This window comes from Nocardioides rotundus (genome assembly GCF_019931675.1).
In the GTDB taxonomy this organism is placed as follows: Bacteria; Actinomycetota; Actinomycetes; order Propionibacteriales; family Nocardioidaceae; genus Nocardioides; species Nocardioides rotundus.
The window spans coordinates 2600516-2621211 of the sequence record NZ_CP082922.1; the positions used below are offsets into that span (position 1 = coordinate 2600516).

Sequence of the window (20696 nt, forward strand, 5' to 3'; positions counted from 1 at the left end):
GCACATTCCGATGCCGGCGCCGCTTCGTGGAGTGGGTCACGCCGTACGGCGCACCCTTGCGACTGTGACAGTCCTACTGTCACGATGACCCGCATGAAGCTCTCGCACATGCTCATGTACGACGGCAACCCGCGGGCCGCCGCCGACCAGGTCGCCGAGCTGGAGAAGGCCGGGCTGGACCTGGTCTGGGTGGCCGAGGCCTACGGCTTCGACTCCCCCACGCTCATGGGCTACCTGGCGGCGAAGACCGAGCGGGTCGAGATCGGCGCCGGCATCCTCAACGTCTTCTCCCGCACACCGGGCGCCCTCCTGCAGACCGCCGCCGGGCTGGACAACGTGTCCGCCGGGCGCGCCGTCCTCGGCCTCGGGGCCTCGGGGCCGCAGGTGATCGAGGGCTTCCACGGGGTGCCGTACAAGAAGCCGCTGGCGCGCACCGCCGAGATCATCGACGTGGTGCGCCGCGGGCTGCGGCGCGAGCCGGTGACCAACGACGGCACGTTCAAGATGCCGCTGAGCAAGGAGGACGGCGCGGTCACCGGGCTCGGGAAGGAGCTGAAGCTGCTCACCAAGCCCGAGCGCCCCGAGGTGCCGATCTGGATCGCGGCGCTGGGCCCGAAGTCGGTAGAGCAGGCCGCGGAGATCGCCGACGGCTGGATCCCCCACCTGTTCCACCCGGAGAAGTCGGGCTCGGTGTGGGGCGAGGCGCTGGCGATCGGCAAGGAGAAGCGGTCCGCGGACCTGGGCCCGCTGCAGATCACCGCGGGCGGCATGGTCGCGATCGGCGAGGGCCCGGAGACCAAGGCTCTGCTGGACTTCGCCCGGCCGCTGTTCGCCCTCTACGTCGGCGGGATGGGCGCGAAGAGCAAGAACTTCTACAACGACGTGGCGAAGGCCTACGGCTATGAGAAGGAGGCCGAGGAGATCCAGGACCTCTACCTCTCCGGCAAGAAGCGCGAGGCCGAGGCGCTGGTCCCGACCGAGTGGCTGGAGGCGGCGAACCTGGTCGGCCCGGCGTCCTACGTCAAGGAGCGGGTCGCGGCGTTCGCCGAGGCCGGCGTGACCCACCTGCAGGTGGTGCCGGCCTCCGACGACCCGGCCGGCACGATCCGCGAGCTGAAGGAGCTGATCGGATGAGCCGGCTGTACGAGTCCGAGCACGAGGACTTCCGCAAGACCGCGCGGGCCTTCTTCGAGAAGGAGGTCGCGCCGTACCACGACCAGTGGGAGAAGGACGGGATCGTCCCGCGCGAGGTCTGGCTCAAGGCCGGCGAGGCGGGGCTGCTGTGCTTCGACGTGCCGGAGGAGTACGGCGGCCCCGGCATCGACGACTTCCGCTTCAACGTGGTGCTCTCCGAAGAGCAGACCCGCGCCGGTGCGAGCGGCGTCGGCTTCTCCGTGCACAGCGACATCATCGTCCCCTACCTCACCTCGCTGGGGACCGAGGAGCAGAAGCAGCGCTGGCTGCCGGGGTGCGTCTCCGGCGAGACCATCACCGCGATCGCGATGACCGAGCCGGGCGCGGGGTCGGACCTGCAGGGGGTGCGCACCACCGCCGAGGACGCCGGCGACCACTACGTCCTCAACGGCTCGAAGACGTTCATCTCCAACGGGATCAACGCCGACCTGGTGATCGTGGTCGCGCGCACCGACCCCGAGGCCGGGCACCAGGGCATCTCGCTGCTGGTGGTCGAGCGGGACATGGAGGGCTTCGAGCGCGGGCGGAACCTGGACAAGATCGGCCTGCACGCGCAGGACACCGCGGAGCTGTCGTTCACCGACGTCCGGGTGCCGAAGGAGAACCTGCTCGGCGAGGAGGGCCAGGGGTTCATCTACCTCATGATGAACCTGCCGCAGGAACGGCTGATCATCGGCGCCCAGGCGGTCGCGGCGTGCGAGAGCGTGGTCGAGATGTGCCTGGAGTACGCCAAGACCCGCGAGGCCTTCAACCGCCCGATCGGCAAGTTCCAGCACAACCGGTTCCTGCTCGCCGAGATGGCCACCGAGGCGCGTGCGGCCCGGGCGTTCCTGGACGACCTGCTCGCCCGGCACCTGGACAAGGAGCTCACCGCCGTCGACGCCGCGATGATCAAGTGGTGGTCCACCGAGCTGCAGAACAAGCTGGTCAACCAGGGCGTGCAGCTGCACGGCGGCTACGGCTACATGACCGAGTTCCCGATCGCGAAGGCCTACCTGGACTCCCGCATCTCCACGATCTACGGCGGCACGACCGAGATCCAGAAGGAGATCATCGGCCGCTCGCTGGGGCTCTAGCGCGGTCCCGGGCGCTGGGCCCGCGGTTCGTACGGCGGTGCCGGCGGACGATGCAGGGCCACCACCTTCTCGGTCATGCGTACGGCGTCGGCAGGGCCGCCAACATCCCCGGCCGCGGCTCCGGCGTCGGTAACACTGCGGTCCCGCCGCCAGTACCAGACATGGGCGAGACCAGGAACCCACAGCACCCCCTGCCTGTGGGTCGACGGACGCACCGGTATGTCTCGAACTCCCGCCCCCATCGTGGCGGCGATCGGGCCTCCGATCAGGTCGCCACCGAGCCAGCGGGTCACCGGAATGTAGAGGTTGGTCCACCGAGTCGACGCGAACGGCGAGCCCTCATGCGCGACCAGGGGACCGCGCTCGTGCACCCGGTAGAAGGCGAGCGGCCCGTCCCCGCCGATGATCGCCTGCTTGCCTTCCCGGAGCCGGCGGTACTCCGAGTGCTGGAACTCACCACGAGGCGGGCAGGCCGGGGAACTCGTTCTCCTCGATCCGCTGATCGAACGAGGCGACCCCGCTGCTCCACAGGTCGCGCGCGTGGGTCAGAGGGGAACCGACGGTCACCAGATCGCTCACCAGCCAGGGCACCCCCTGAGCGCGTTGTTCCTGGTGCAGCTGTCGTTGAAAGTGCTGGAACCGTCCGACATCGCTCGTCTCGGTCAGCGCGGTGCTCTCGACGCTGAAGTTCCAGGCCGCGGGCTGGCGTTCGGAGACCGGTCGCGCAGACTCCTCCGGAGTCGGATCCCGCGGCCAGCGCAGCTCGTCGAAGGCCATGCGAATGATGTCGTAGGCGATCACGGAGCCGAGGCTGTGCCCGAACACGACGATGCGGCCGTAGCGCTGTTGCCCGTCGGCGTCTCGACGATGCAGCTCCATCAGGAGCTGGTGGCCGATCCTGCGGACGTTGTCCCGGTCGGGGATGTCACGCGGCCGTGGTGCGAACCAGCGGCTCGCGTCGGCCAGCGTCTCGGAGAACACCGAGGAACCCCATCCTCGGAGCAGCGGCCAGACGCCGAGGGCGAGTGGGGCGAGGGGGGCCAGGTATCGCAGCCATGGCGAGTCCCTGAACACGTAGTAGAGCCCGCCCGCCAACAGCAGCAACAGGATCAGCAGGCATCGTGCGGCCCAGACGATGCGGCGGAGCTGGTCTCCCTGGGAGCGAGTGAAAAGCAGTCTGGCCGCCCACGCGAGCACCGCGGGCGCGGAGCCGCCGGAGAGCGCGGGCGCCCAGTAGACCTCGTAGAAGTCGACCCTTCCCCGACCCTTGCCCCCGGGGATGACCAGTCGGCGCAGGTCGAGAAAGTCGGAGTCGCGATCCAGCTTGCTGAAGATCGGGCGCTCCCTCCCGTCCGGCCGGGTCCCGAAGACCGTGCGCACGAACCGCCGTACGGTGTCCATCGGCATCTGCTGGCCGATCCCGTGGACGACCAGTACCGCCGTCGGCTTCGGTGTCACCATCGTGCCCTCCCCCTGGAGCCGAATGTAGCCCTGTCCAGCTCGGAATGCCGGTGGTCGGGCCGCAGTATGGATGGTCGAGCTGGTCGAGACCCCGGGCTCGCGTGAAGAATCGACCACGGGTGGGGGTAGTGCACCCGGTCGGCGGCGGTTCGGGTGCATTTCTGCGCACGACCGGGAGGTCTTCACCGTGGGGGCGCCACTTCGATGGTCAAGCTCGTCGAGACCATCCAGCACTCTCGGTGGTCGAGCTTGTCGAGACCACCCAGGCCTGCCGGTGGTCGAGCTGGTCGAGACCGTCTCGTCGACGTACCTGTCACGTGCGTCGGGTGAAGCGGACTTTGCCGTGTTTGTCGAGGTGGTGCTGGTAGGTGGGGTCGTGGATCATCTGGTGGTGGGAGGGGCAGTAGAACCGGCCGTCCTTGACGCTGGTGGAGCCGCCTTTGGACCACGGTGTCTCGTGATGGGCCTGGCACTTGTCGGCGGGCATGTCGCAGCCCGCGGCGGAGCAGCCGCCGTCGCGGACGCCCATGGCGATCCGTTGCGCGGGGGTGTGGAACCGTCTCTTGCGGCCCATGTCGAGCACGACGGAGGGTCCGCCGAGGACGATCGGGATGATCCCGGCCTCACAGGCCAGGCGTCGGGCTTGGCCGGCGGTGATCTTGGACCCGGTGTCCAGGGATGCTGCCTTCAACCCGCCCAGCAGGGTCTCCAGCTCCATGGTGACCACCACGGTCGCGGAGATCCCGCCGCTGGTGGGGAGGGTGTCGGCGGGGCGGGACTCGACCAGCTCGCAGAACGCCTCACCCAGTCCCTTGCGCGACAGCGGCCGATGCCGCGGGGCCTGGACCGGGTCGACCGCACCGTCCACAGCGTCCGCATCGGCCGCGGCGGCGTTGGTCTGCTCGGCCACCGTCGTGGTGGGGTGGGTGTGTTTGGACCAGGCGATCGCGTGAACCTGGCGGCGCAGCATCTCTCCTTGGGCGGTCGGGAGGGTGAACCAGCCCCGCATGGTGCCGTCACCGGAGTCCCGGATCCCGAACCCGACCCGCTCCCGCGCGGCGCGCTCTTCGGTCTCGAGTCGTCGTGCTTCTTCGGCGTCCGCGGTCGCGGGGTCGATGACCTCGAACAGCCGCCGCCCCAGGATGCGGAGGTCTTTGGCGTCGTGATCGGCCGCGAGGTCCAGCATCCGCTGGGTGGCGGCGGGCAGCACCCACACCTCGGCGTCGGCGGGCACCTGCTCCAGGGCGTCGGTGATCGCGCGGGCCTGGTCGGTCAGGATCCGACCCGACTCCAACGCCTCGGCGACCTCGGGGTGAGCCTCGACCTGGGTCGCGAGCCGCCGGAAGGCGTGCGCGTCGCGGCGCACCATCCGCATCCGGTGGGCCCACCAGTTCGTCGTGGACGTCGCCCCCGAGGCCAGGCCGGTCTCCACCGACTCGGCGTGACGTAGCACCCGCAACAACAGCGCATCGGCCTGCGCCCGGGCCCGGGTCAACGCCTCCAACACCTCCCCGGCCTCGCCCGCGGCCATGGACCACACCGGCACCCCGGCCGCCTGCGTGAGTTCGGTCTCGATGCGCGCGACCGCAGCGGCCACCGGGTGGCTCGGATGCAGCGGCTTGGTCGACATACCCGGACTCTTCCAGGCGGCACCGACACTCCCACCCGGCAAACGACCCTCATCCACACCGATCCGGGTCACGATCAGGTCACAGGCGTCAAACCGCGCCACGGGGGTGGTCTCGACTAGCTCGACCACCGACAGCAGCTCGACCACCGAAAGCAGCTCGACCAGCGGACAGCGGCCTGGTCTCGACAGGCTCGACCACCGAAGAGCGCTCCGCCCACCGGACCACCGCGGTCGGCGGGGAGGGGCCCCTGGGAGACTGGGGCGGTGACCTCGGTGACCCCCCAGCAGGTACGCCGCGCGCTGGCGCGGGCCGAACGCGGCGCGGCGCTCGATCCCGACGAGGCGGCCGCGCTGCTGGCCGTGGAGGGCGAGGAGCTGGAACGGCTCTGCGCGGTCGCGGCCCGGGTCCGCGACGCCGGTCTGCGGGATGCTGGTCGCGAGGCCACGGTCACCTACTCCCCCAAGGTGTTCATCCCGGTCACCCGCCTGTGCCGCGACCGCTGCCACTACTGCACGTTCGTGGAGACGCCGGGAGACGCGCGCCGCGCCGGGCGCGCGCCGTACCTCTCCCCCGACGAGATCCTCGAGATCGCCCACGCCGGCCGGGAGCAGGGCTGCCTGGAGGCGCTCTTCACCCTCGGCGACCGGCCCGAGGACCGCTGGCCCGAGGCGCAGGAGTGGCTGGACGAGCAGGGCTACGACTCCACGCTCGCCTACGTGCGCGCGATGGCGGTCCGGGTGCTGGAGGAGACCGGCCTGCTCCCCCACCTCAACCCCGGCGTGATGTCGTGGGAGGAGCTGAACCGGCTCAAGCCGGTGTCCCCGTCGATGGGGATGATGCTGGAGACCACCTCCCGCCGCCTGTTCGAGACCCGCGGCGAGGCGCACTTCGGCTCCCCCGACAAGGACCCCGAGGTCCGGCTGCGCGTCCTGGAAGACGCCGGGCGGCTCAGCATCCCCTTCACCTCCGGCCTGCTCGTCGGCATCGGCGAGACCCTGGAGGAGCGCGCGGACACGATCTTCGCACTCCGGCGCGTGCAGCGCTCCTACGGCGGCCTCCAGGAGGTGATCGTGCAGAACTTCCGCGCCAAGCCGGACACCGCGATGCGGCACGCCGACGACCTCGCGCTCGAGCCCTACCTCGCCGCGATCGCCGTGACCCGGGTCGTCCTGGGCCCCAAGGCCCGCGTGCAGGCCCCGCCGAACCTCACCGACACTGCCGAGTGCGCGCGACTGCTGGCCGCCGGTGTCGACGACTGGGGCGGTGTCTCCCCCGTCACCCCCGACCACGTGAACCCCGAGCGCCCCTGGCCGGACCTCGACGTGCTCGGCGAGGTCACCGCGTCGGCCGGGATGACGCTGCGGCCCCGCCTGACGATCCATCCGGAGTACGTCACCGGCGCCCTCACCCGCGGCGAGCCCTGGCTCGACCCGCGCGTCGCCGGGCACGTGGCCGCGCTGGCCGGGCCCGACGGCCTCGCCCGCGACGGCGTACGCCCCGCTCCCCTGCCCTGGCAGGAGCCCGACGGCGGCGTGGACGCGCTCGCCGGCAGCGGCCGCACCGACCTGCACACCGCGATCGACGAGACCGGCCGCTCGGCGGACCGCCGCGCGGACTTCGACAGCGTGTACGGCGACTGGGACTCGCTGCGCGAGCAGGTCGCCACTGGCCCGGGCTCATGCGCCGCCGTCGCCACCGCCGGGGAGGGGTACGACGCCCTCCGCGCCGCCGAGCGCGACCCGGCGGGCCTCACCGACGACCAGGCGCTGGCGCTGATGACCGCCGAGGGCGACCTGCTGGCCGAGGTGAGCCGGCTGGCCGACGCCCTGCGCCACGACACGGTGGGCGACGACGTCACCTACGTGGTGAACCGGAACATCAACTTCACCAACGTCTGCTACGTCGGCTGCCGCTTCTGCGCCTTCGCCCAGCGCCGCACCGACGCCGACGCGTTCTCCCTCTCCCTGGACCAGGTCGCCGACCGGGCCGAGGAGGCGTGGGGCCTCGGCGCGACCGAGGTGTGCATGCAGGGCGGCATCGACCCGCAGCTGCCCGCGACGGCCTACTTCGACCTGGTCCGCGCCGTGAAGGAGCGGGTGCCGGGGATGCACGTGCACGCGTTCTCGCCGATGGAGGTCGTCAACGGCGCGGCCCGCACCGGGCTCTCGATCGAGGAGTTCCTCACCGAGTGCCGGGAGGCCGGGCTCGGGTCGATCCCGGGGACGGCCGCGGAGATCCTGGACGACGACGTGCGCTGGATCCTCACCAAGGGCAAGCTGCCGACGAGGACCTGGATCGAGGTGGTCAGCACCGCGCACCGCGTGGGCATCCCGTCGTCCTCGACGATGATGTACGGCCACGTCGACAACCCGCGGCACTGGGTCAACCACCTGCGCGTGCTCGCCCGGATCCAGGACGAGACCGGCGGCTTCACCGAGTTCGTGCCGCTGCCGTTCGTGCACCACTCGGCCCCGATCTACCTCGCAGGCGTCGCCCGGCCCGGCCCCACGCTGCGCGACAACCTCGCCGTGCACGCGGTCGCCCGGATCCTGCTGCACGGGCGGATCCGCAACGTCCAGACCTCCTGGGTCAAGCTCGGCGAGGACGGGACGCGGCGGATGCTCACCGGCGGCGCCAACGACCTCGGCGGCACGCTGATGGAGGAGACGATCTCCCGGATGGCCGGCTCCGAGCACGGGTCGGCGAAGACGGTCGAGGAGCTCGCCGCGATCGTGGAGCCGCTCGGCCGCCCGCTGCGGCAGCGGAGCACGACGTACGACGCCGCCGCGGCGCGCTGAGGAGCTCGTCCGTCAGGGCACCCGCACGTCCACCCAGACCTCGCGGTGGTCCGACGTCGGCGCCGGCCAGCCCGGGCCGGTGAGCCGGAAGAACGGGTCGTCCGGCGTCGGCCAGAAGATCCCCGAGCCCAGCACCGGCAGCCCGCGGCTCGGCAGCACGTAGTCGGCCCGCACGTTGCCCGGGCCGGGCACGTCGGCGAAGTCGGCCGTGTCCAGGGCGGGGTCGGACCGGTGGGAGTCGTTCGCTCCGCCCTGCGTCTCCGCGGCCCACACGCCGCCGTCGGACGTGGGCCGGGGGTCCTTCACGAATGGGCTGTCCAGCAGCTGGTTCGTCGCGCCCGGCACCGAGTCCCCGTCGAGCGGGTCGGAGTTGAGGTCGCCGGCGATGACGAAGCGGGCACCGTGCTCGAGGCCGCCGTACTGCCCCTGGTCGTCGTAGATGTAGGCCGACTTCCGCGGGTTGGGCGACACGTAGTCGGCCCAGAAGCGGATCTCGTCGAAGTTGCGGGTGCCGTTGCGGTCCTCCGGCCCGTCGAAGACCGGCGGCGTCGGGTGTGCGACCAGGAAGTGCACGGTCCGCTTGCCGATCCGGATCGGCACGTCCCAGTGCGACTTGGAGGAGAGACGCACGTCGGCCAGCTCGGCGGGCGACAACCAGTCGGCGGGCTGGGGGGTCGCCGGATCGTCGGGCAGCATCGCGCCGGGCATGTCGGCCCAGCGGAAGGTCTGGAAGGTGCGCACGGCCTCGGTGTCGATGGGGTACTTGGAGTAGACGACCATGCCGTACTGCCCCTCGAAGAGGCCGAAGCCGAAGGCGTCGTTGGGCCCGGCGACGGTGCCGTCGTTGTCCAGGTCGTGCCCGCTCGGGACGCCGGTGTTGGAGGGCGCGATGTAGGAGTAGGGGTAGTCCACCGGGTCCGCGCCGTTCTGGGAGACCTCGAGGTAGTTGTCCCGGAACAGGTCCACCGCCTCGGGGGCGTAGTCGAACTCGTTGATCAGCAGCACGTCGGGGTTCACCCGCTGGATCGTCTCGGCGACGTTCTGCGCCTGCTGGTCGTCGGGGGTGGAGAGGTCCTCGACGAGCTCGCCGGGTGCGGTGCGGTTGAGGGATGCGTTGAACTGGGAGAACCGCACCTCCTCCGGCCGCTGGGAGCCGTCGGGGGCGGCGTACGTCGGCGCGGCGGCCGCCGTCAGGGCCAGCGGGGCGGCGAGCAGGGCGGACAGCAGCGTGCGAGACATCGGACCTCCGGGGCGTCGGGATCCGCTCACCCTAGGCACTCCCACCGACAGTCGTCACCCACGCGCGGGTGAACGACGTGTGGCGAACCGGTCAGCGGATGCCCAGGCTCGTGCACCGGGCCTGGATCGTGCCTTCGCAGATCTGCTCGGTGGTGTAGACACCCTGGCGCACCAGGGTGTCGGTGAGCGTCGGCAGAGTCACAGGAGTCGGCGGCACCAGCGTGGCCGGCACGCCCTCCACCTCGTCCTCCGTGGCGGGGGCGCTGCGGCCCTGGGCGAGACGGGCCGCGATCTCGGCCGCCGCGGTCGCCTCGTCGGCGCGGGAGGCGTGCACGGTGACGTCCTGGGTGCCGGTGACCAACCGTCGTACGCCGTCCAGCGATGCGTCGTGCCCCGTGACCAGGGGCCGGGCTCCCGCCGGCACGCCGGAGTCTCTCACCCCGGAGGCGACCTCGCCGGCGGCGGCGTCGTCCGGGGCGATGACCGCGGACACGGGGCCGCCGGAGCGCAGCTGCTGCGCGGTCCAGGCCCGCGCCGTGGACGCCTGGTCGGGTGGCAGGGTGGCACGGACCCGGACCCGCGGACCGAGCTGGCGGACCACCCGGGCGGTCAGCCCGCCGGGCCCGTCGGAGACGACCAGCACCGGGGAGCGGCCGCGCGGCAGCATCCCGCGCAGCGCGTCGGCCGTCCCCGAGGCGCTCTCCACCTCGTCCACGCCGACGAACCGGTCGGCGCCCGGAACCAGCCGGTCGTAGGCCACGACCGGCACCCGGGCGGCCGCGACCAGCTCCTCACCGGACTCCGCGCTCACCGGGTTGAGCACCACCACGTCCGCCCCCGCGGCGACCACATCGTCGAGCTGGCTGCGCTGCCGGCCCGCGTCCCCGCCCGCGTCCCGGACGATCTGCCGACAGTCCGCGCAGGCGCTCTCCATCGCCGCGCCGAACGCGGGTAGGTCCTGCTGGGCATACCGCTCGCTGCCGGCGTCGCTCACCAGCAGGGCGACGACGTCACGGTCCTCCGGCGTGCTCTCGCAGGCGGACAGCAGCGTTCCGGCCAGCCCGATCGCCGCGATCGTGCGAGCCGCCCGGGGCCTCACTCCCATTCGATCGTTCCCGGGGGCTTGGACGTGATGTCCACGGTCACCCGGTTGATCTCGGCGACCTCGTTGGTGATCCGGGTCGAGATCCGCTCCATCAGCTCATAGGGCAGCCGCGCCCAGTCCGCGGTCATCGCGTCCTCGGAGGTGACCGGCCGGAGCACAACCGGGTGGCCGTAGGTGCGGCCGTCGCCCTGGACGCCGACGGAGCGTACGTCGGCCAGCAGCACCACCGGCATCTGCCACACGTCGCGGTCCAGGCCCGCCAGGGTCAGCTCCTCGCGGGCGATCGCGTCGGCCCGGCGCAGCACGTCCAACCGCTCGCGGGTGACGTCGCCGATGATCCGGATGCCCAGGCCGGGGCCGGGGAACGGCTGGCGCCACACCATCGTCGAGGGCAGCCCCAGCTGCTCGCCGACCGCGCGGACCTCGTCCTTGAACAGGGTGCGCAGCGGCTCGACCAGCTCGAAGTCCAGGTCGTCGGGCAGGCCGCCGACGTTGTGGTGGGACTTGATGTTGGAGGTGCCCGCGCCGCCGCCGGACTCGACCACGTCGGGGTAGAGCGTCCCTTGCACGAGGTAGGCGGTCGTGCCCTGCTCGCGCGGCATGTCGGCGAAGACCCGCACCTCGGCGGCCTCGAAGGTGCGGATGAACTCGCGCCCGATGATCTTGCGCTTCTCCTCGGGGTCGGCGACGCCCTTGAGCGCGGTCAGGAACTGGTCGCTGGCGTCGACCACGTCGAGGTCGGAGAAGACCTCCTCGAAGTCGCGGCGCACCTGCTCGGTCTCCCCGAGCCGCATCATCCCGTGGTCGACGTACACACACGTCAGCCGGTCGCCGATGGCACGCTGCACGATCGCGGCGGCCACTGCGGAGTCCACCCCGCCGGACAGTGCGCAGATCGCGCGGCCCTCGCCGATCTGCTCGCGGATCCGCTCGACCTGCTCCTCGACGATGTTGAGCATCGTCCAGGTCTGGCGGCAGCCGGCGATCTCGTGCAGGAAGTGCTCGAGCACCTGCTGCCCGTGCTCGGTGTGGATCACCTCGGGGTGCCACTGCACGCCGGCGAAGCCGCGCTCGACCTGCTCGAAGGCCGCGACGGGCGTGACCGCGGTCGTGGCGAGCACGCTGAAGCCCTCGGGGGCCGCGGTGACCTGGTCGCCGTGGCTCATCCAGACCTTGTGCTGCGCGGGCACGTCGGCCAGCAGCGTGCCCTGCTCGGTCACCTCGACCGGCGTGCGGCCGTACTCCCGGGCGCCGGTCGCGGCGACGGTCCCGCCGAGGCCCTTGGCCATCAGCTGGAAGCCGTAGCACATGCCGAAGACCGGGACGCCGGCGGAGAAGATGGCCTGGTCGATGCCGGGCGCGCCGTCGGCGTACACACTCGACGGTCCCCCGGAGAGCACGATCGCCTTCGGGTTCATCGCCAGCATCTCGTCGACCGGCAGCGTGTGCGGCACGATCTCGGAGTAGACGCGGGCCTCGCGGACCCGGCGGGCGATGAGCTGGGCGTACTGGGCGCCGAAGTCGACGACGAGGACGAGGTCGTGGTCGTGGTCGGTCACGGGGCCAGCCTAATGGGGGTACGGCGACGTCATGGCCCCGGTGGGGTGCCTCCTGCCAGCCACGTCAGCAGGTGCTTGAGAGGGAAGGCGGTGAGCTGCCACGCGAGGTAGGTCATCGTCCCGAGGTCAAAGGCGGTCACAAGGCTGCCGGCGATGCCGTCGATCGGCGTCCACACGCCGAACCACACCAGCACCGCGCCCAACCACGCCGCCATCCAGACCAGCACCTGCCCATGCAGGGGTAGCGGCGCTCGGGCGGCGGCAGCCGCTAGGAAGGGACTGGCCAGGGCGACATACGCCGCGCCGATCAAGGCGAGCGGCCAGGAGTTCACCGCGAGGGGCGCCAGCCAGAGGACACCCGCGATCAGGTTCGCGAGCAGTACGACGCCGTCGAGGCGGACGCTACGGGTCGCCGCCAGTCCATCGGTGGTCACGCTGCGATTTTCCCATCACCGGAGCCGATTCGTCCCGGAAATCCATCAGGGCCCGGCCGGGGAGGGAGGGTGGCCGGGCCCTGATCGCCCAGACCGGAGACCGGCCTGGTGCCGGGAACCGGCCATCGGAGGGAGCTGACACCCGGTTCCACGGGGCCCAACGAGGCCGTTCGCGGTGGGTTACGTCGCCCCGACCTGCTCGGCCGAGGTCACCTTGGGCAGCGTGACGACGAACCCCTCGAGCACCCGGCCCAGCGCGTCGAGGAACCGCAGCAGGGTGGGATCGAGCGGATCGCGTCGTACGCCTTCGAGCGGGCGCGCGAGCGAAGCGGCTCGGTCACCTCGGCGACCAAGTCGAACGGCATCATCCACACGATGCCGTTCTGGGGCGAGGTCGTCGTCGAGGTCTTCGACGCCTTCGCGTCCGTGCTGGCCGCCGACGGTCCCCGCACCCGTGACCTGGGCGGCACCGCCTCGACCGACGAGTTCACCCAGCGGGTGCTCGACGGCATCGGCGGCTGAGGGCTACTCCCAGCGCGGCTGCTCCTCCTCCGCCACCACGGACAGCCGCAGGTACTGCCCGCGGCCGAGCTGGAACAGCGCCGAGCCCGCGCTGCCCGCGGGCTCGACCACGCACTCGACGACGACACCGTCCAGGACGTTCACGTCGACCGGCGGACTGCCGGTCCAGTCGATCCGGGCCCGCACGACGTAGTGGCCGGAGTCCAGCGGCACGGTGAGCGTCCCGCCGCGCCGGACCCGGCCGCGGGTCCGGCCGTCGACCTGGATCCGGTAGGAGCGGGCGACGTCGCGCCAGCCGCCGCGCGGGCGGCGTACGACGAGAGTGCCCGGCACCGGGCTACTCCCACTCGATGGTGCCGGGCCGCTTGCTCGTGATGTCGACGGTGACCCGGTTGACCTCGGGCATCTCGTTGGTGATCCGGGTCGAGATCGTCTCGAGGACGTCGTAGAGCAGCCGCGCCCGGTCCGCGGTCATCGCGTCCTCGGAGGTGAGCATCCCCGCGATCGGCAGCGTGTGCGGCACGAACTCGGAGGAGACCCGGGCCTCGCGGACCCGCCGGCCGATGAGCTGGGCATACTGCGCGCCGAAGTCGACGACGGGGACGAGGTCGTGGTCGGTCACGGGCTCAGCCTAGTGCCGAGTGGCACGAGCGGGCCCCCAGGAATCCATCAGGGCCCGGCCGGGGAGGGAGGGTGGCCGGGCCCTGATCGCCCAGACCGGAGACCGGCCTGGTGCCGGGAACCGGCCATCGGAGGGAGCTGACACCCGGTTCCACGGGGCCCAACGAGCCGGTTCGGGGCGGGTTACGTCGGTTCGGAGAAAGTTTTACGACCGATCCGTGTGCGCTGAGCCACGCCGCCTCCTCCCCTGTCCCGACGCCCTCCCCCCGATCAGAGGTAGCCCAGCCACCTGAAACAGGCCGGTCCACGTGGCCTGGCTACCTCCAGCCAGCGCGAGGGGGCGCGACGGGGCGGAAGGCAGCCGCGATGGTCAGGAGACCCCGACGATCGGCAGCCGCAGGGCGCCCGGGGCCGAGTCGGGCACGGTCGGGCGGCGGGGCGCGACGGGCTCGACGGGGACGTACGCCGACCCGAGGGCCGGCCGCGGGTCCGTCTCGCCCTTGTTCGGCCAGAACGCCATCGCCCGCTCCGCCTGCGCGGTGATCGTCAGCGACGGGTTCACACCCAGGTTCGCCGAGATCGCCGACCCGTCGACCACGTGCAGTCCGGGGTGGCCGAAGACCCGCTGGTAGCCGTCGATCACGCCGGTCTCCGGCGACTCACCGATCGTGCAGCCGCCGATGAAGTGCGCGGTCAGCGGCCGGTTGAAGGGCTCGCCGATGTTGCCGCCGGGCGTGCCGCCGATCAGCCGCGCCATCCGGCGTACGGCGTCGTAGGCGATCGGGATGTAGGTCGGGTTCGGCGCTCCGTGCCCCTGCCGGCTCGACATCCGCCAGCCGAGGGGCCCCTTCTTGCCGAAGGTGGTGATCGAGTTGTCCAGCGTCTGCATGACCAGCGCGATCACGGTGCGCTCCGACCAGTGCTTGCGGTCGTAGAGGTCGAAGGCGGTCCGCCGCTGCTTCCACAGCTCCTTCATCCAGGTGCGCCAGCGGGGCTCGTCGGTGAGCTGGTCGGCGAGCACCGTCTGCATCAGCGCCATCGCATTGGACCCCTTGCCGTAGCGCACGGGCTCGATGTGCGTGTCGGCGTCGGGGTGGAAGGAGGAGGTGATCGCCACGCCCTCGCTGTAGTCGTGGGACAGGTCGGGCGCCAGGGCCCCGAGGATCGCCTCGGAGTTGGTCCGCGACAGCATGCCGAGCCGGTCGCTGATCTGGGGCAGGTCGCCCTCGTCCTTGAGCCGGTGCAGCAGCTTCTGCGTGCCGAGCGAGGCGGCGGAGAAGACGACCTGCTCGGCGGTGAACGTGCGGGTCGCCTGCCGCCGAGACAGCTTGGCCTTGGTCCAGCGGGTGCGGACCTCGTAGCCGCCGCCCTCGCGCGGCCGCACCCGGGTGACGGTGGTCAGAGGGTGCACCTCGGCCCCCGCCTGCTCGGCGAGGTGCAGGTAGTTCTTGACCAGGGTGTTCTTGGCGTTGTGCCGACAGCCGGTCATGCACTCGCCGCACGCCTGGCACGGGGTCCGCGCCGGGCCGGCGCCGCCGAAGTAGGGGTCGGCCACCTGGGGCTGCCCCTTCTCCCCCGGCCGCTGGCCGAAGAACACGCCCACCGGCGTCGGGTGGAAGGTGTCGCCGACGCCCATCTCCTGGGCGACCTTCTGCATCACCTCGTCCGACGGCGTGCGCAGCGGGTTCTCGACCACGCCGAGCATCCGCTTGGCCTGGTCGAAGTACGGCGCGAGCTCGGCCTTCCAGTCGGTGATGTGCGACCACGACGGGTCGCGGTAGAACGCGTCCAGCGGCTCGTACAGCGTGTTCGCATAGACCAGCGACCCACCGCCGACCCCCGCACCGGCCAGGATCATGCAGTCCTTGACCATGTCGATCCGCTGGATGCCGTAGCACCCGGCCTGCGGGGCGAAGAGGTAGCGCTTGACGTCGAAGGAGGTCGCCGGGAAGTCGCCGTCCTCGAAGCGGGCGCCGGCCTCCAGGACCCCGACCCGGTAGCCCTTCTCGGTCAGTCGGAGCGCCGTGACGGAGCCGCCGAAGCCGGAGCCGATGACCAGGACGTCGTAGTCGAGCTCGCCGGCCGAGCCCGTCGGGACCCCCGGGCCCGTCACGCGCGGCCCAGCCTCTTCATCAGGCGCAGCTGGGCCGTCATGACCTTGGCGTAGGCCTCGTCGCTCATCCCCAGCATCGGGGCAAACCGCACCAGCCTCTGCGTGGCGATCGACTGGGTCTCGGTGAAGCGGAGCAGCCCCTCGGGGCCCTGCCGCCGTCCCAGCCCGGACTGGCGCATCCCGCCCATCGGGGCGGCCAGCGAGGCGAAGGTCGCGGCGAACGCCTCGTTGATGTTCACCGTGCCGCACTTGATGTGCTCGGCGACCCGCCGGGCGCGCGCGGTGTCGCGGGACCACACCGAGGCGTTGAGGCCGTAGTCGCCGTCGTTGGAGCGGGCCACCGCCTCCGCCTCGTCGTGGAAGCGGTGCACCGCGACCACCGGCCCGAAGGTCTCCTCGCTGAAGCACAGCATGTCCGGGGTGACGCCCAGCAGGATCGTCGGCTCGTAGACGTAGGGCCCCAGGTCGGGCCGCGCCCGCCCGCCGGTGAGCACCGTGGCGCCCTTGGCCCGCGCGTCCTCGACGTGCCGCTCCACCGTGTCCAGCTGCTCCTGGCTGATCAGCGAGCCCATGTCCACGCCCCAGTCGGTGCTGGCACCCAGGCTCAGCGCCTCGGTCCGGGCGACGAACCGCTCCAGGAACCGGTCGAAGACCTGGTCGGCGACGAACATCCGCTCGGTGCTGACGCACAGCTGGCCGGCGTTGGAGAAGCAGGCGCGTACGGCGCCCTCCGCGGCGCGCTCGACGTCGGCGTCGCGCAGCACCACGATCGGGTTCTTCCCGCCGAGCTCCAGCGAGCAGCCGATCAGCTGCTCGGCACAGCCCGCGGCGATCTTCTTGCCGGTGGCGGTCGAGCCGGTGAAGCAGACGTAGTCCGCGCGCTCGATCATCTGCGGCCCCAGCTGCGAGCCCGGCCCGGCCACGACCTGCCACAGGTCGGCCGGCAGCCCGGCCTCCTCGAGCAGCCGGGCGGCGTACAGCGCCGTCAGCATGGTCTGGGCGTCCGGCTTGGCCACCACGGCGTTGCCGGCGGCGATCGCCGCGAGCCCGTCGCTGAGGGCCATGGTGAGGGGGTAGTTCCACGGCGAGATGACCGCCACCACGCCCTTCGGCGGGTGGTGGACGTCGACCCGGGTCAGCCCGGGCACGACGCCCGGGCGCCGCTCGGTGCGCAGCACCTTCTCCGCCGTACGCCCGTAGTAGCGCGCGGTCAGTGCGACGTGCAGCGGCTCGTCGAAGGCGTGCTTGCGGGCCTTGCCCGACTCCAGCACGATCAGGTCGAGCAGCTGGTCCTGGTGGTCCAGGATCAGGTCGTGCAGCCGCAGCAGCGCCGCCGAGCGCTCCTCCAGGCTGGTCCGCAGCCAGGCGTGCTGGGCACGGCGCGCCCGGCGGAACGCCTCGGCGACGTCGTCGGGCCCCGACTGCGGGATGTGGGCCAGGGGCTGGCCGTTGAGGGGGGACATCGTCGGCCGGGTCTCCCCGGTCGTGGAGACCACGCGCCGGGTGAGGGAGTCGACGAAGGAGGGCTCCAGCGCCCAGCTGGCGGTGGGGTCGTGCTCAGGGTCGCGCGGGCCGTCGACGAGCGGCTGGCCGGAGGGATTGCTGTGTGCAGCCATGCACCGACATTAGGTCGGAGTTCGCCGGAAGGCTACCTTTCGGTAACACTGTGAGACGCCCACCACACGATCCGCGGCCCCGGGATGCGCGCCCGGGCGTGGATCGGGTAGGCATGGGGCATGACGATCACCCGCACCCTTGCCCGGCCGATGCTCACCGCCGTCTTCTTCGCCGGCGCCGCCGCCGCATGAAAGAACTCCGACGCGATGGCGGCCAGGAGCGCCCACGTCACCGACCGGGTCGTGCCGAGGCTGCGCAGCGCCGGGATCCCGGTCCCGGAGGACCGCGCCACCCTGGTGAAGGCCAACGCGGCGACCCAGGTGGTCGCCGCGAGCGCGCTGGCCACCGGCCGGATGCCGCGCCTGTCCGCCGGTGTCCTGGCCGCCAGCCTGGTCCCGACCACGATCGGCGGGCACGCCTTCTGGCAGGAGGACGAGGCGGCGAGCAAGCAGCAGCAGCGGCTGCAGTTCGCCAAGAACGTGTCGGTGCTGGGCGGACTGCTCCTCGCGGCCGTGGACACCGACGGCAAGCCGGGCGTGGCCTGGCGCACCCGGCACCTGGCTCGCGGCGCCGCCCGCGAGGGCCGGCACCTGGCCAAGGAGACCCGGCTCCAGGCGAAGCTGGCCGCCAAGTCGGTCTGAGGCCGCCCGCCGGGCCGGGGCGCCCGGTCAGTCCTGGACGACGACCTCGACCCGCTGGAACTCCTTGAGCTCGGTGTATCCGGTCGTCGCCAGGGCCCGGCGGAGCGCGCCCACCAGGTTCATCGTGCCGTCGGCGACCCGCGAGGGCCCGTTGAGGATCTCCTCCATGGTGCCGATCTGCTCGAAGCCGACCCGCTCGCCGCGGGGCAGCTCGGGGTGCACCGCCTCGCTCCCCCAGTGGAAGCCGTGGCCCGGGGCGTCGGTGGCGCGCGCGAACGGCGAGCCGACCATGACCGCGTCCGCGCCGCACGCGATCGCCTTGGCGATGTCGCCGGAGCGGCCGATCGAGCCGTCCGCGATCACGTGGACGTAGCGGCCCCCGGACTCGTCGAGGTAGTCCCGGCGGGCCGCGGCCACGTCGGCGACCGCCGAGGCCATGGGTACGGCGACGCCGAGGACCGACTTGGTCGTGTGCGCCGCCCCGCCGCCGAAGCCGACGAGCACGCCCGCCGCGCCGGTGCGCATCAGGTGCAGCGCCGCCTGGTGGGTCGCGCAGCCGCCGACGATGACCGGCACGTCGAGCTCGTAGATGAACTCCTTGAGGTTCAGCGGCTCGGAGTGGCTGGAGACGTGCTCGGCGCTGACGGTGGTGCCGCGGATCACGAACATGTCCACGCCCGCGTCCACCACCGTCTTGGCGAACTCCTTGGTGCGCTGCGGGGACAGCGACCCGGCGACGGTGACCCCGGAGTCCCGCATCTCGCGCAGCCGCGCGGTGATCAGGTCCGGCGAGATCGGCGCCTCGTAGATCTCCTGCATCCGCCGGGTGGCCTCGACCCCCTGCAGGCCCGCGACCTCCTCCAGCAGCGGCGCGGGGTCGTCGTACCGCGTCCAGAGGCCCTCGAGGTTCAACACGCCCAGGCCGCCGAGCTCGCCGAGCCGGATCGCGGTCGCGGGCGACATCACCGAGTCCATCGGCGCGGCCACGACCGGGATCTCGAAGCGGTAGGCGTCGATCTGCCAGGCGAGGTTGACCTCCTCCGGGCCACGGGTGCGGCGGGAGGGGACGATCGCGATGCCGTCGAAGGAGTAGGCCCTGCGCGCGCGCTTGGCCCGGCCGATCTCGAAGTCAGTCACGGCCATCAGCCTAACGACGGACTCAGCGGCCGGTGTAGTTCGGTGCCTCGACGGTCATCTGCACGCCGTGCGGGTGCGACTCGGTGAGCGAGGCTGACGTGATCCGGACGAACCGGCCCTTCTCCTGCAGCTCGGGGATGGTGCGCGCCCCGACGTAGAACATCGACTGCGACAGCCCGCCGAGCAGCTGGTGGGCGACCGCCCCGAGCGGGCCGCGGTAGGCGACCTGGCCCTCGATGCCCTCGGGGACGATCTTGTCGTCGCTGGCCACCTCGGCCTGGAAGTAGCGGTCCTTGGAGTAGGACTTCTTCCCCCGGGAGCTCATCGCGCCCAGCGAGCCCATGCCGCGGTAGGACTTGTACTGCTTGCCGTTGACGAAGACCAGCTCGCCGGGCGACTCCTCGCAGCCGGCCAGCAGCGAGCCCAGCATCACCGCGTCGGCGCCGGCGACGATCGCCTTGCCGATCTCGCCGGAGTGGCGCAGGCCGCCGTCGGCGATGACGGGCACGCCGGCCGGGCGCGCTGCCAGCGACGCCTCGTAGACCGCGGTGATCTGCGGGACCCCGACGCCGGTGACGATCCGGGTGGTGCAGATCGAGCCGGGCCCGACGCCGACCTTGATGGCGTCGGCGCCGGCGTCGACGAACGCCTGGGCGCCCTCGCGGGTGCCGACGTTGCCGCCGATCACCTGCACGTGCTTGGTCGCCGGGTCGGTCTTGAGCCGCTTGACCATGTCGAGCAGCAGGTGCACGTGACCGTGGGCGGTGTCGGCGACGAGCACGTCGACGCCCGCCTCGGTCAGCGTGGTGGCGCGCTCCCAGGCGTCGCCGAAATAGCCGATCGCGGCGCCGACCATCAGCCGGCCGTCGCCGTCCTTGGAGGCGTGCGGGAACTGCTCGGACTTCACGAAGTCCTTGACCGTGATGAGGCCGGCCAGCCGGCCCTCGTCGTCGACCAGCGGCAGCCGCTCCCGCTTGTGCTGGCGCAGCAGCAGGGTCGCCTCGTCGCGGGAGATCCCGACCGGGCCGGTGATGAGCGGCATCGGGGTCATCACCTCGTCGACCTTGGTGGTCGCCCACTGCGCGACCGGGGTGAAGCGCAGGTCGCGGTTGGTGATGATGCCGATCAGCCGCTGGTCCACGTCGACGACGGGGAGCCCGGAGACGCGGTACTCCCCGCAGATGCGGTCCAGCTCCTCCAGGGTCGCGTCCGGGCCGATGGTGACGGGGTTGGAGATGATGCCGGTCTGGGTGCGCTTGACGAGGTCGACCTGGCGGGCCTGGTCCTCGATCGAGAGGTTGCGGTGCAGCACCCCGAGGCCGCCCTGGCGGGCCATCGCGATCGCCATCCGGGACTCGGTGACGGTGTCCATGGCGGCGCTGACCAGGGGCACGCGCAGCGAGATCTCCCGGGTCAGCCGGGTGGTGGTGTCGATGTCGCTCGGCGCGAGATCCGACTCGCCCGGCAGCAGCAGCACATCGTCGTAGGTGAGGCCCAGGGCGGCGAACTTCTCAGGGATCTCCACACCCTTCAGTGTACGGGCCCGGT

16 protein-coding genes and 1 pseudogene are annotated in these 20696 nt (G+C 71.8%); 5 read left to right on the plus strand and 12 right to left on the minus strand.

The window, feature by feature from the left end:
* Positions 1-93 precede the first annotated feature (93 nt).
* Positions 94-1134: an LLM class F420-dependent oxidoreductase gene (locus tag K8W59_RS12815; RefSeq protein ID WP_223394438.1), complete on the plus strand. Its 1041-nt coding sequence runs from the start codon at positions 94-96 to the stop codon at positions 1132-1134.
* On the plus strand, positions 1131-2270 hold the full coding sequence (locus K8W59_RS12820; RefSeq protein WP_223394440.1) for an acyl-CoA dehydrogenase family protein: 1140 nt from the start codon (positions 1131-1133) through the stop codon (positions 2268-2270). Before K8W59_RS12815 ends, K8W59_RS12820 begins: the two co-directional genes overlap by 4 nt.
* 453 nt (positions 2271-2723) lie before the next feature.
* On the opposite strand, the gene K8W59_RS12825 is transcribed toward K8W59_RS12820, so the two are convergent.
* Positions 2724-3731, minus strand: a complete 1008-nt coding sequence (locus tag K8W59_RS12825) for a hypothetical protein (RefSeq protein WP_223394442.1) — start codon at positions 3729-3731, stop codon at positions 2724-2726.
* A 313-nt stretch (positions 3732-4044) separates the two neighbouring features.
* On the minus strand, positions 4045-5361 hold the full coding sequence (locus K8W59_RS12830) for an HNH endonuclease signature motif containing protein (RefSeq protein ID WP_223394444.1): 1317 nt from the start codon (positions 5359-5361) through the stop codon (positions 4045-4047).
* 264 nt (positions 5362-5625) lie between these two features.
* On the opposite strand from K8W59_RS12830, the gene K8W59_RS12835 reads away from it, so the two are divergent.
* Positions 5626-8160: a bifunctional FO biosynthesis protein CofGH gene (locus K8W59_RS12835; protein ID WP_223394446.1), complete on the plus strand. Its 2535-nt coding sequence runs from the start codon at positions 5626-5628 to the stop codon at positions 8158-8160.
* A 12-nt stretch (positions 8161-8172) separates the two neighbouring features.
* Here K8W59_RS12835 and K8W59_RS12840 read toward each other — a convergent pair whose 3' ends face one another.
* From K8W59_RS12840 to K8W59_RS12855, 4 genes are all read right to left on the minus strand, one after another.
* Positions 8173-9399: an endonuclease/exonuclease/phosphatase family protein gene (locus K8W59_RS12840; RefSeq protein WP_223394448.1), complete on the minus strand. Its 1227-nt coding sequence runs from the start codon at positions 9397-9399 to the stop codon at positions 8173-8175.
* 91 nt (positions 9400-9490) lie between these two features.
* Positions 9491-10498 carry a substrate-binding domain-containing protein gene (locus tag K8W59_RS12845; protein WP_223394450.1) on the minus strand — a complete coding sequence of 336 codons (1008 nt, stop codon included), beginning with the start codon at positions 10496-10498 and terminating at the stop codon, positions 9491-9493.
* Positions 10495-12063, minus strand: a complete 1569-nt coding sequence (gene guaA / locus K8W59_RS12850) for a glutamine-hydrolyzing GMP synthase (protein ID WP_223394452.1) — start codon at positions 12061-12063, stop codon at positions 10495-10497. The genes K8W59_RS12845 and guaA overlap by 4 nt, the downstream gene beginning before the upstream one ends.
* Positions 12064-12092: 29 nt before the next feature.
* Positions 12093-12497 carry a hypothetical protein gene (locus tag K8W59_RS12855; protein WP_223394454.1) on the minus strand — a complete coding sequence of 135 codons (405 nt, stop codon included), beginning with the start codon at positions 12495-12497 and terminating at the stop codon, positions 12093-12095.
* Positions 12498-12605: 108 nt separating this feature from the next.
* On the opposite strand from K8W59_RS12855, the gene K8W59_RS12860 reads away from it, so the two are divergent.
* A complete protein-coding gene (locus tag K8W59_RS12860; RefSeq protein ID WP_223394456.1) occupies positions 12606-13019 on the plus strand; it encodes an isocitrate/isopropylmalate family dehydrogenase in 414 nt (137 codons plus the stop codon).
* A 3-nt stretch (positions 13020-13022) separates the two neighbouring features.
* On the opposite strand, the gene K8W59_RS12865 is transcribed toward K8W59_RS12860, so the two are convergent.
* The 4 genes and pseudogenes from K8W59_RS12865 to K8W59_RS12880 form a co-directional block, all read right to left on the minus strand.
* Positions 13023-13352: a hypothetical protein gene (locus K8W59_RS12865; RefSeq protein WP_223394458.1), complete on the minus strand. Its 330-nt coding sequence runs from the start codon at positions 13350-13352 to the stop codon at positions 13023-13025.
* A gap of 4 nt (positions 13353-13356) precedes the next feature.
* A pseudogene (locus K8W59_RS12870) lies at positions 13357-13512 on the minus strand (GMP synthase (glutamine-hydrolyzing)); the annotation flags it as partial.
* A gap of 498 nt (positions 13513-14010) precedes the next feature.
* The gene (locus K8W59_RS12875; protein WP_223394460.1) at positions 14011-15753 is read right to left on the minus strand and encodes a GMC oxidoreductase; all 1743 of its coding nucleotides are present in this window, start codon (positions 15751-15753) and stop codon (positions 14011-14013) included.
* On the minus strand, positions 15750-17369 hold the full coding sequence (locus K8W59_RS12880; RefSeq protein ID WP_223394462.1) for a succinic semialdehyde dehydrogenase: 1620 nt from the start codon (positions 17367-17369) through the stop codon (positions 15750-15752). The genes K8W59_RS12875 and K8W59_RS12880 overlap by 4 nt, the downstream gene beginning before the upstream one ends.
* Positions 17370-17576: 207 nt before the next feature.
* Here K8W59_RS12880 and K8W59_RS12885 point away from each other — a divergent pair, with 207 nt between their 5' ends.
* On the plus strand, positions 17577-18011 hold the full coding sequence (locus K8W59_RS12885; RefSeq protein ID WP_223394464.1) for a DoxX family protein: 435 nt from the start codon (positions 17577-17579) through the stop codon (positions 18009-18011).
* Positions 18012-18038: 27 nt separating this feature from the next.
* Here the strand turns inward: K8W59_RS12885 and K8W59_RS12890 are convergent, their stop codons facing one another.
* Together K8W59_RS12890 and guaB are read right to left on the minus strand one after the other, a co-directional pair.
* Positions 18039-19148: a GuaB3 family IMP dehydrogenase-related protein gene (locus K8W59_RS12890; RefSeq protein ID WP_223394466.1), complete on the minus strand. Its 1110-nt coding sequence runs from the start codon at positions 19146-19148 to the stop codon at positions 18039-18041.
* A 22-nt stretch (positions 19149-19170) separates the two neighbouring features.
* On the minus strand, positions 19171-20673 hold the full coding sequence (gene guaB, locus K8W59_RS12895) for an IMP dehydrogenase (protein ID WP_223394468.1): 1503 nt from the start codon (positions 20671-20673) through the stop codon (positions 19171-19173).
* Positions 20674-20696 lie beyond the last annotated feature (23 nt).

What these genes read in the sequence shown, in the direction of transcription:
- K8W59_RS12880 (WP_223394462.1), bottom strand. Translation starts at nt 17,369, where the DNA reads ATGGCTGCACACAGCAATCCCTCCGGCCAGCCGCTCGTCGACGGCCCG.
- K8W59_RS12825 (WP_223394442.1), bottom strand. Translation starts at nt 3,731, where the DNA reads ATGGTGACACCGAAGCCGACGGCGGTACTGGTCGTCCACGGGATCGGC.
- K8W59_RS12840 (WP_223394448.1), bottom strand. Translation starts at nt 9,399, where the DNA reads ATGTCTCGCACGCTGCTGTCCGCCCTGCTCGCCGCCCCGCTGGCCCTG.
- K8W59_RS12815 (WP_223394438.1), top strand. Translation starts at nt 94, where the DNA reads ATGAAGCTCTCGCACATGCTCATGTACGACGGCAACCCGCGGGCCGCC.
- K8W59_RS12885 (WP_223394464.1), top strand. Translation starts at nt 17,577, where the DNA reads ATGGCGGCCAGGAGCGCCCACGTCACCGACCGGGTCGTGCCGAGGCTG.
- K8W59_RS12820 (WP_223394440.1), top strand. Translation starts at nt 1,131, where the DNA reads ATGAGCCGGCTGTACGAGTCCGAGCACGAGGACTTCCGCAAGACCGCG.
- K8W59_RS12830 (WP_223394444.1), bottom strand. Translation starts at nt 5,361, where the DNA reads ATGTCGACCAAGCCGCTGCATCCGAGCCACCCGGTGGCCGCTGCGGTC.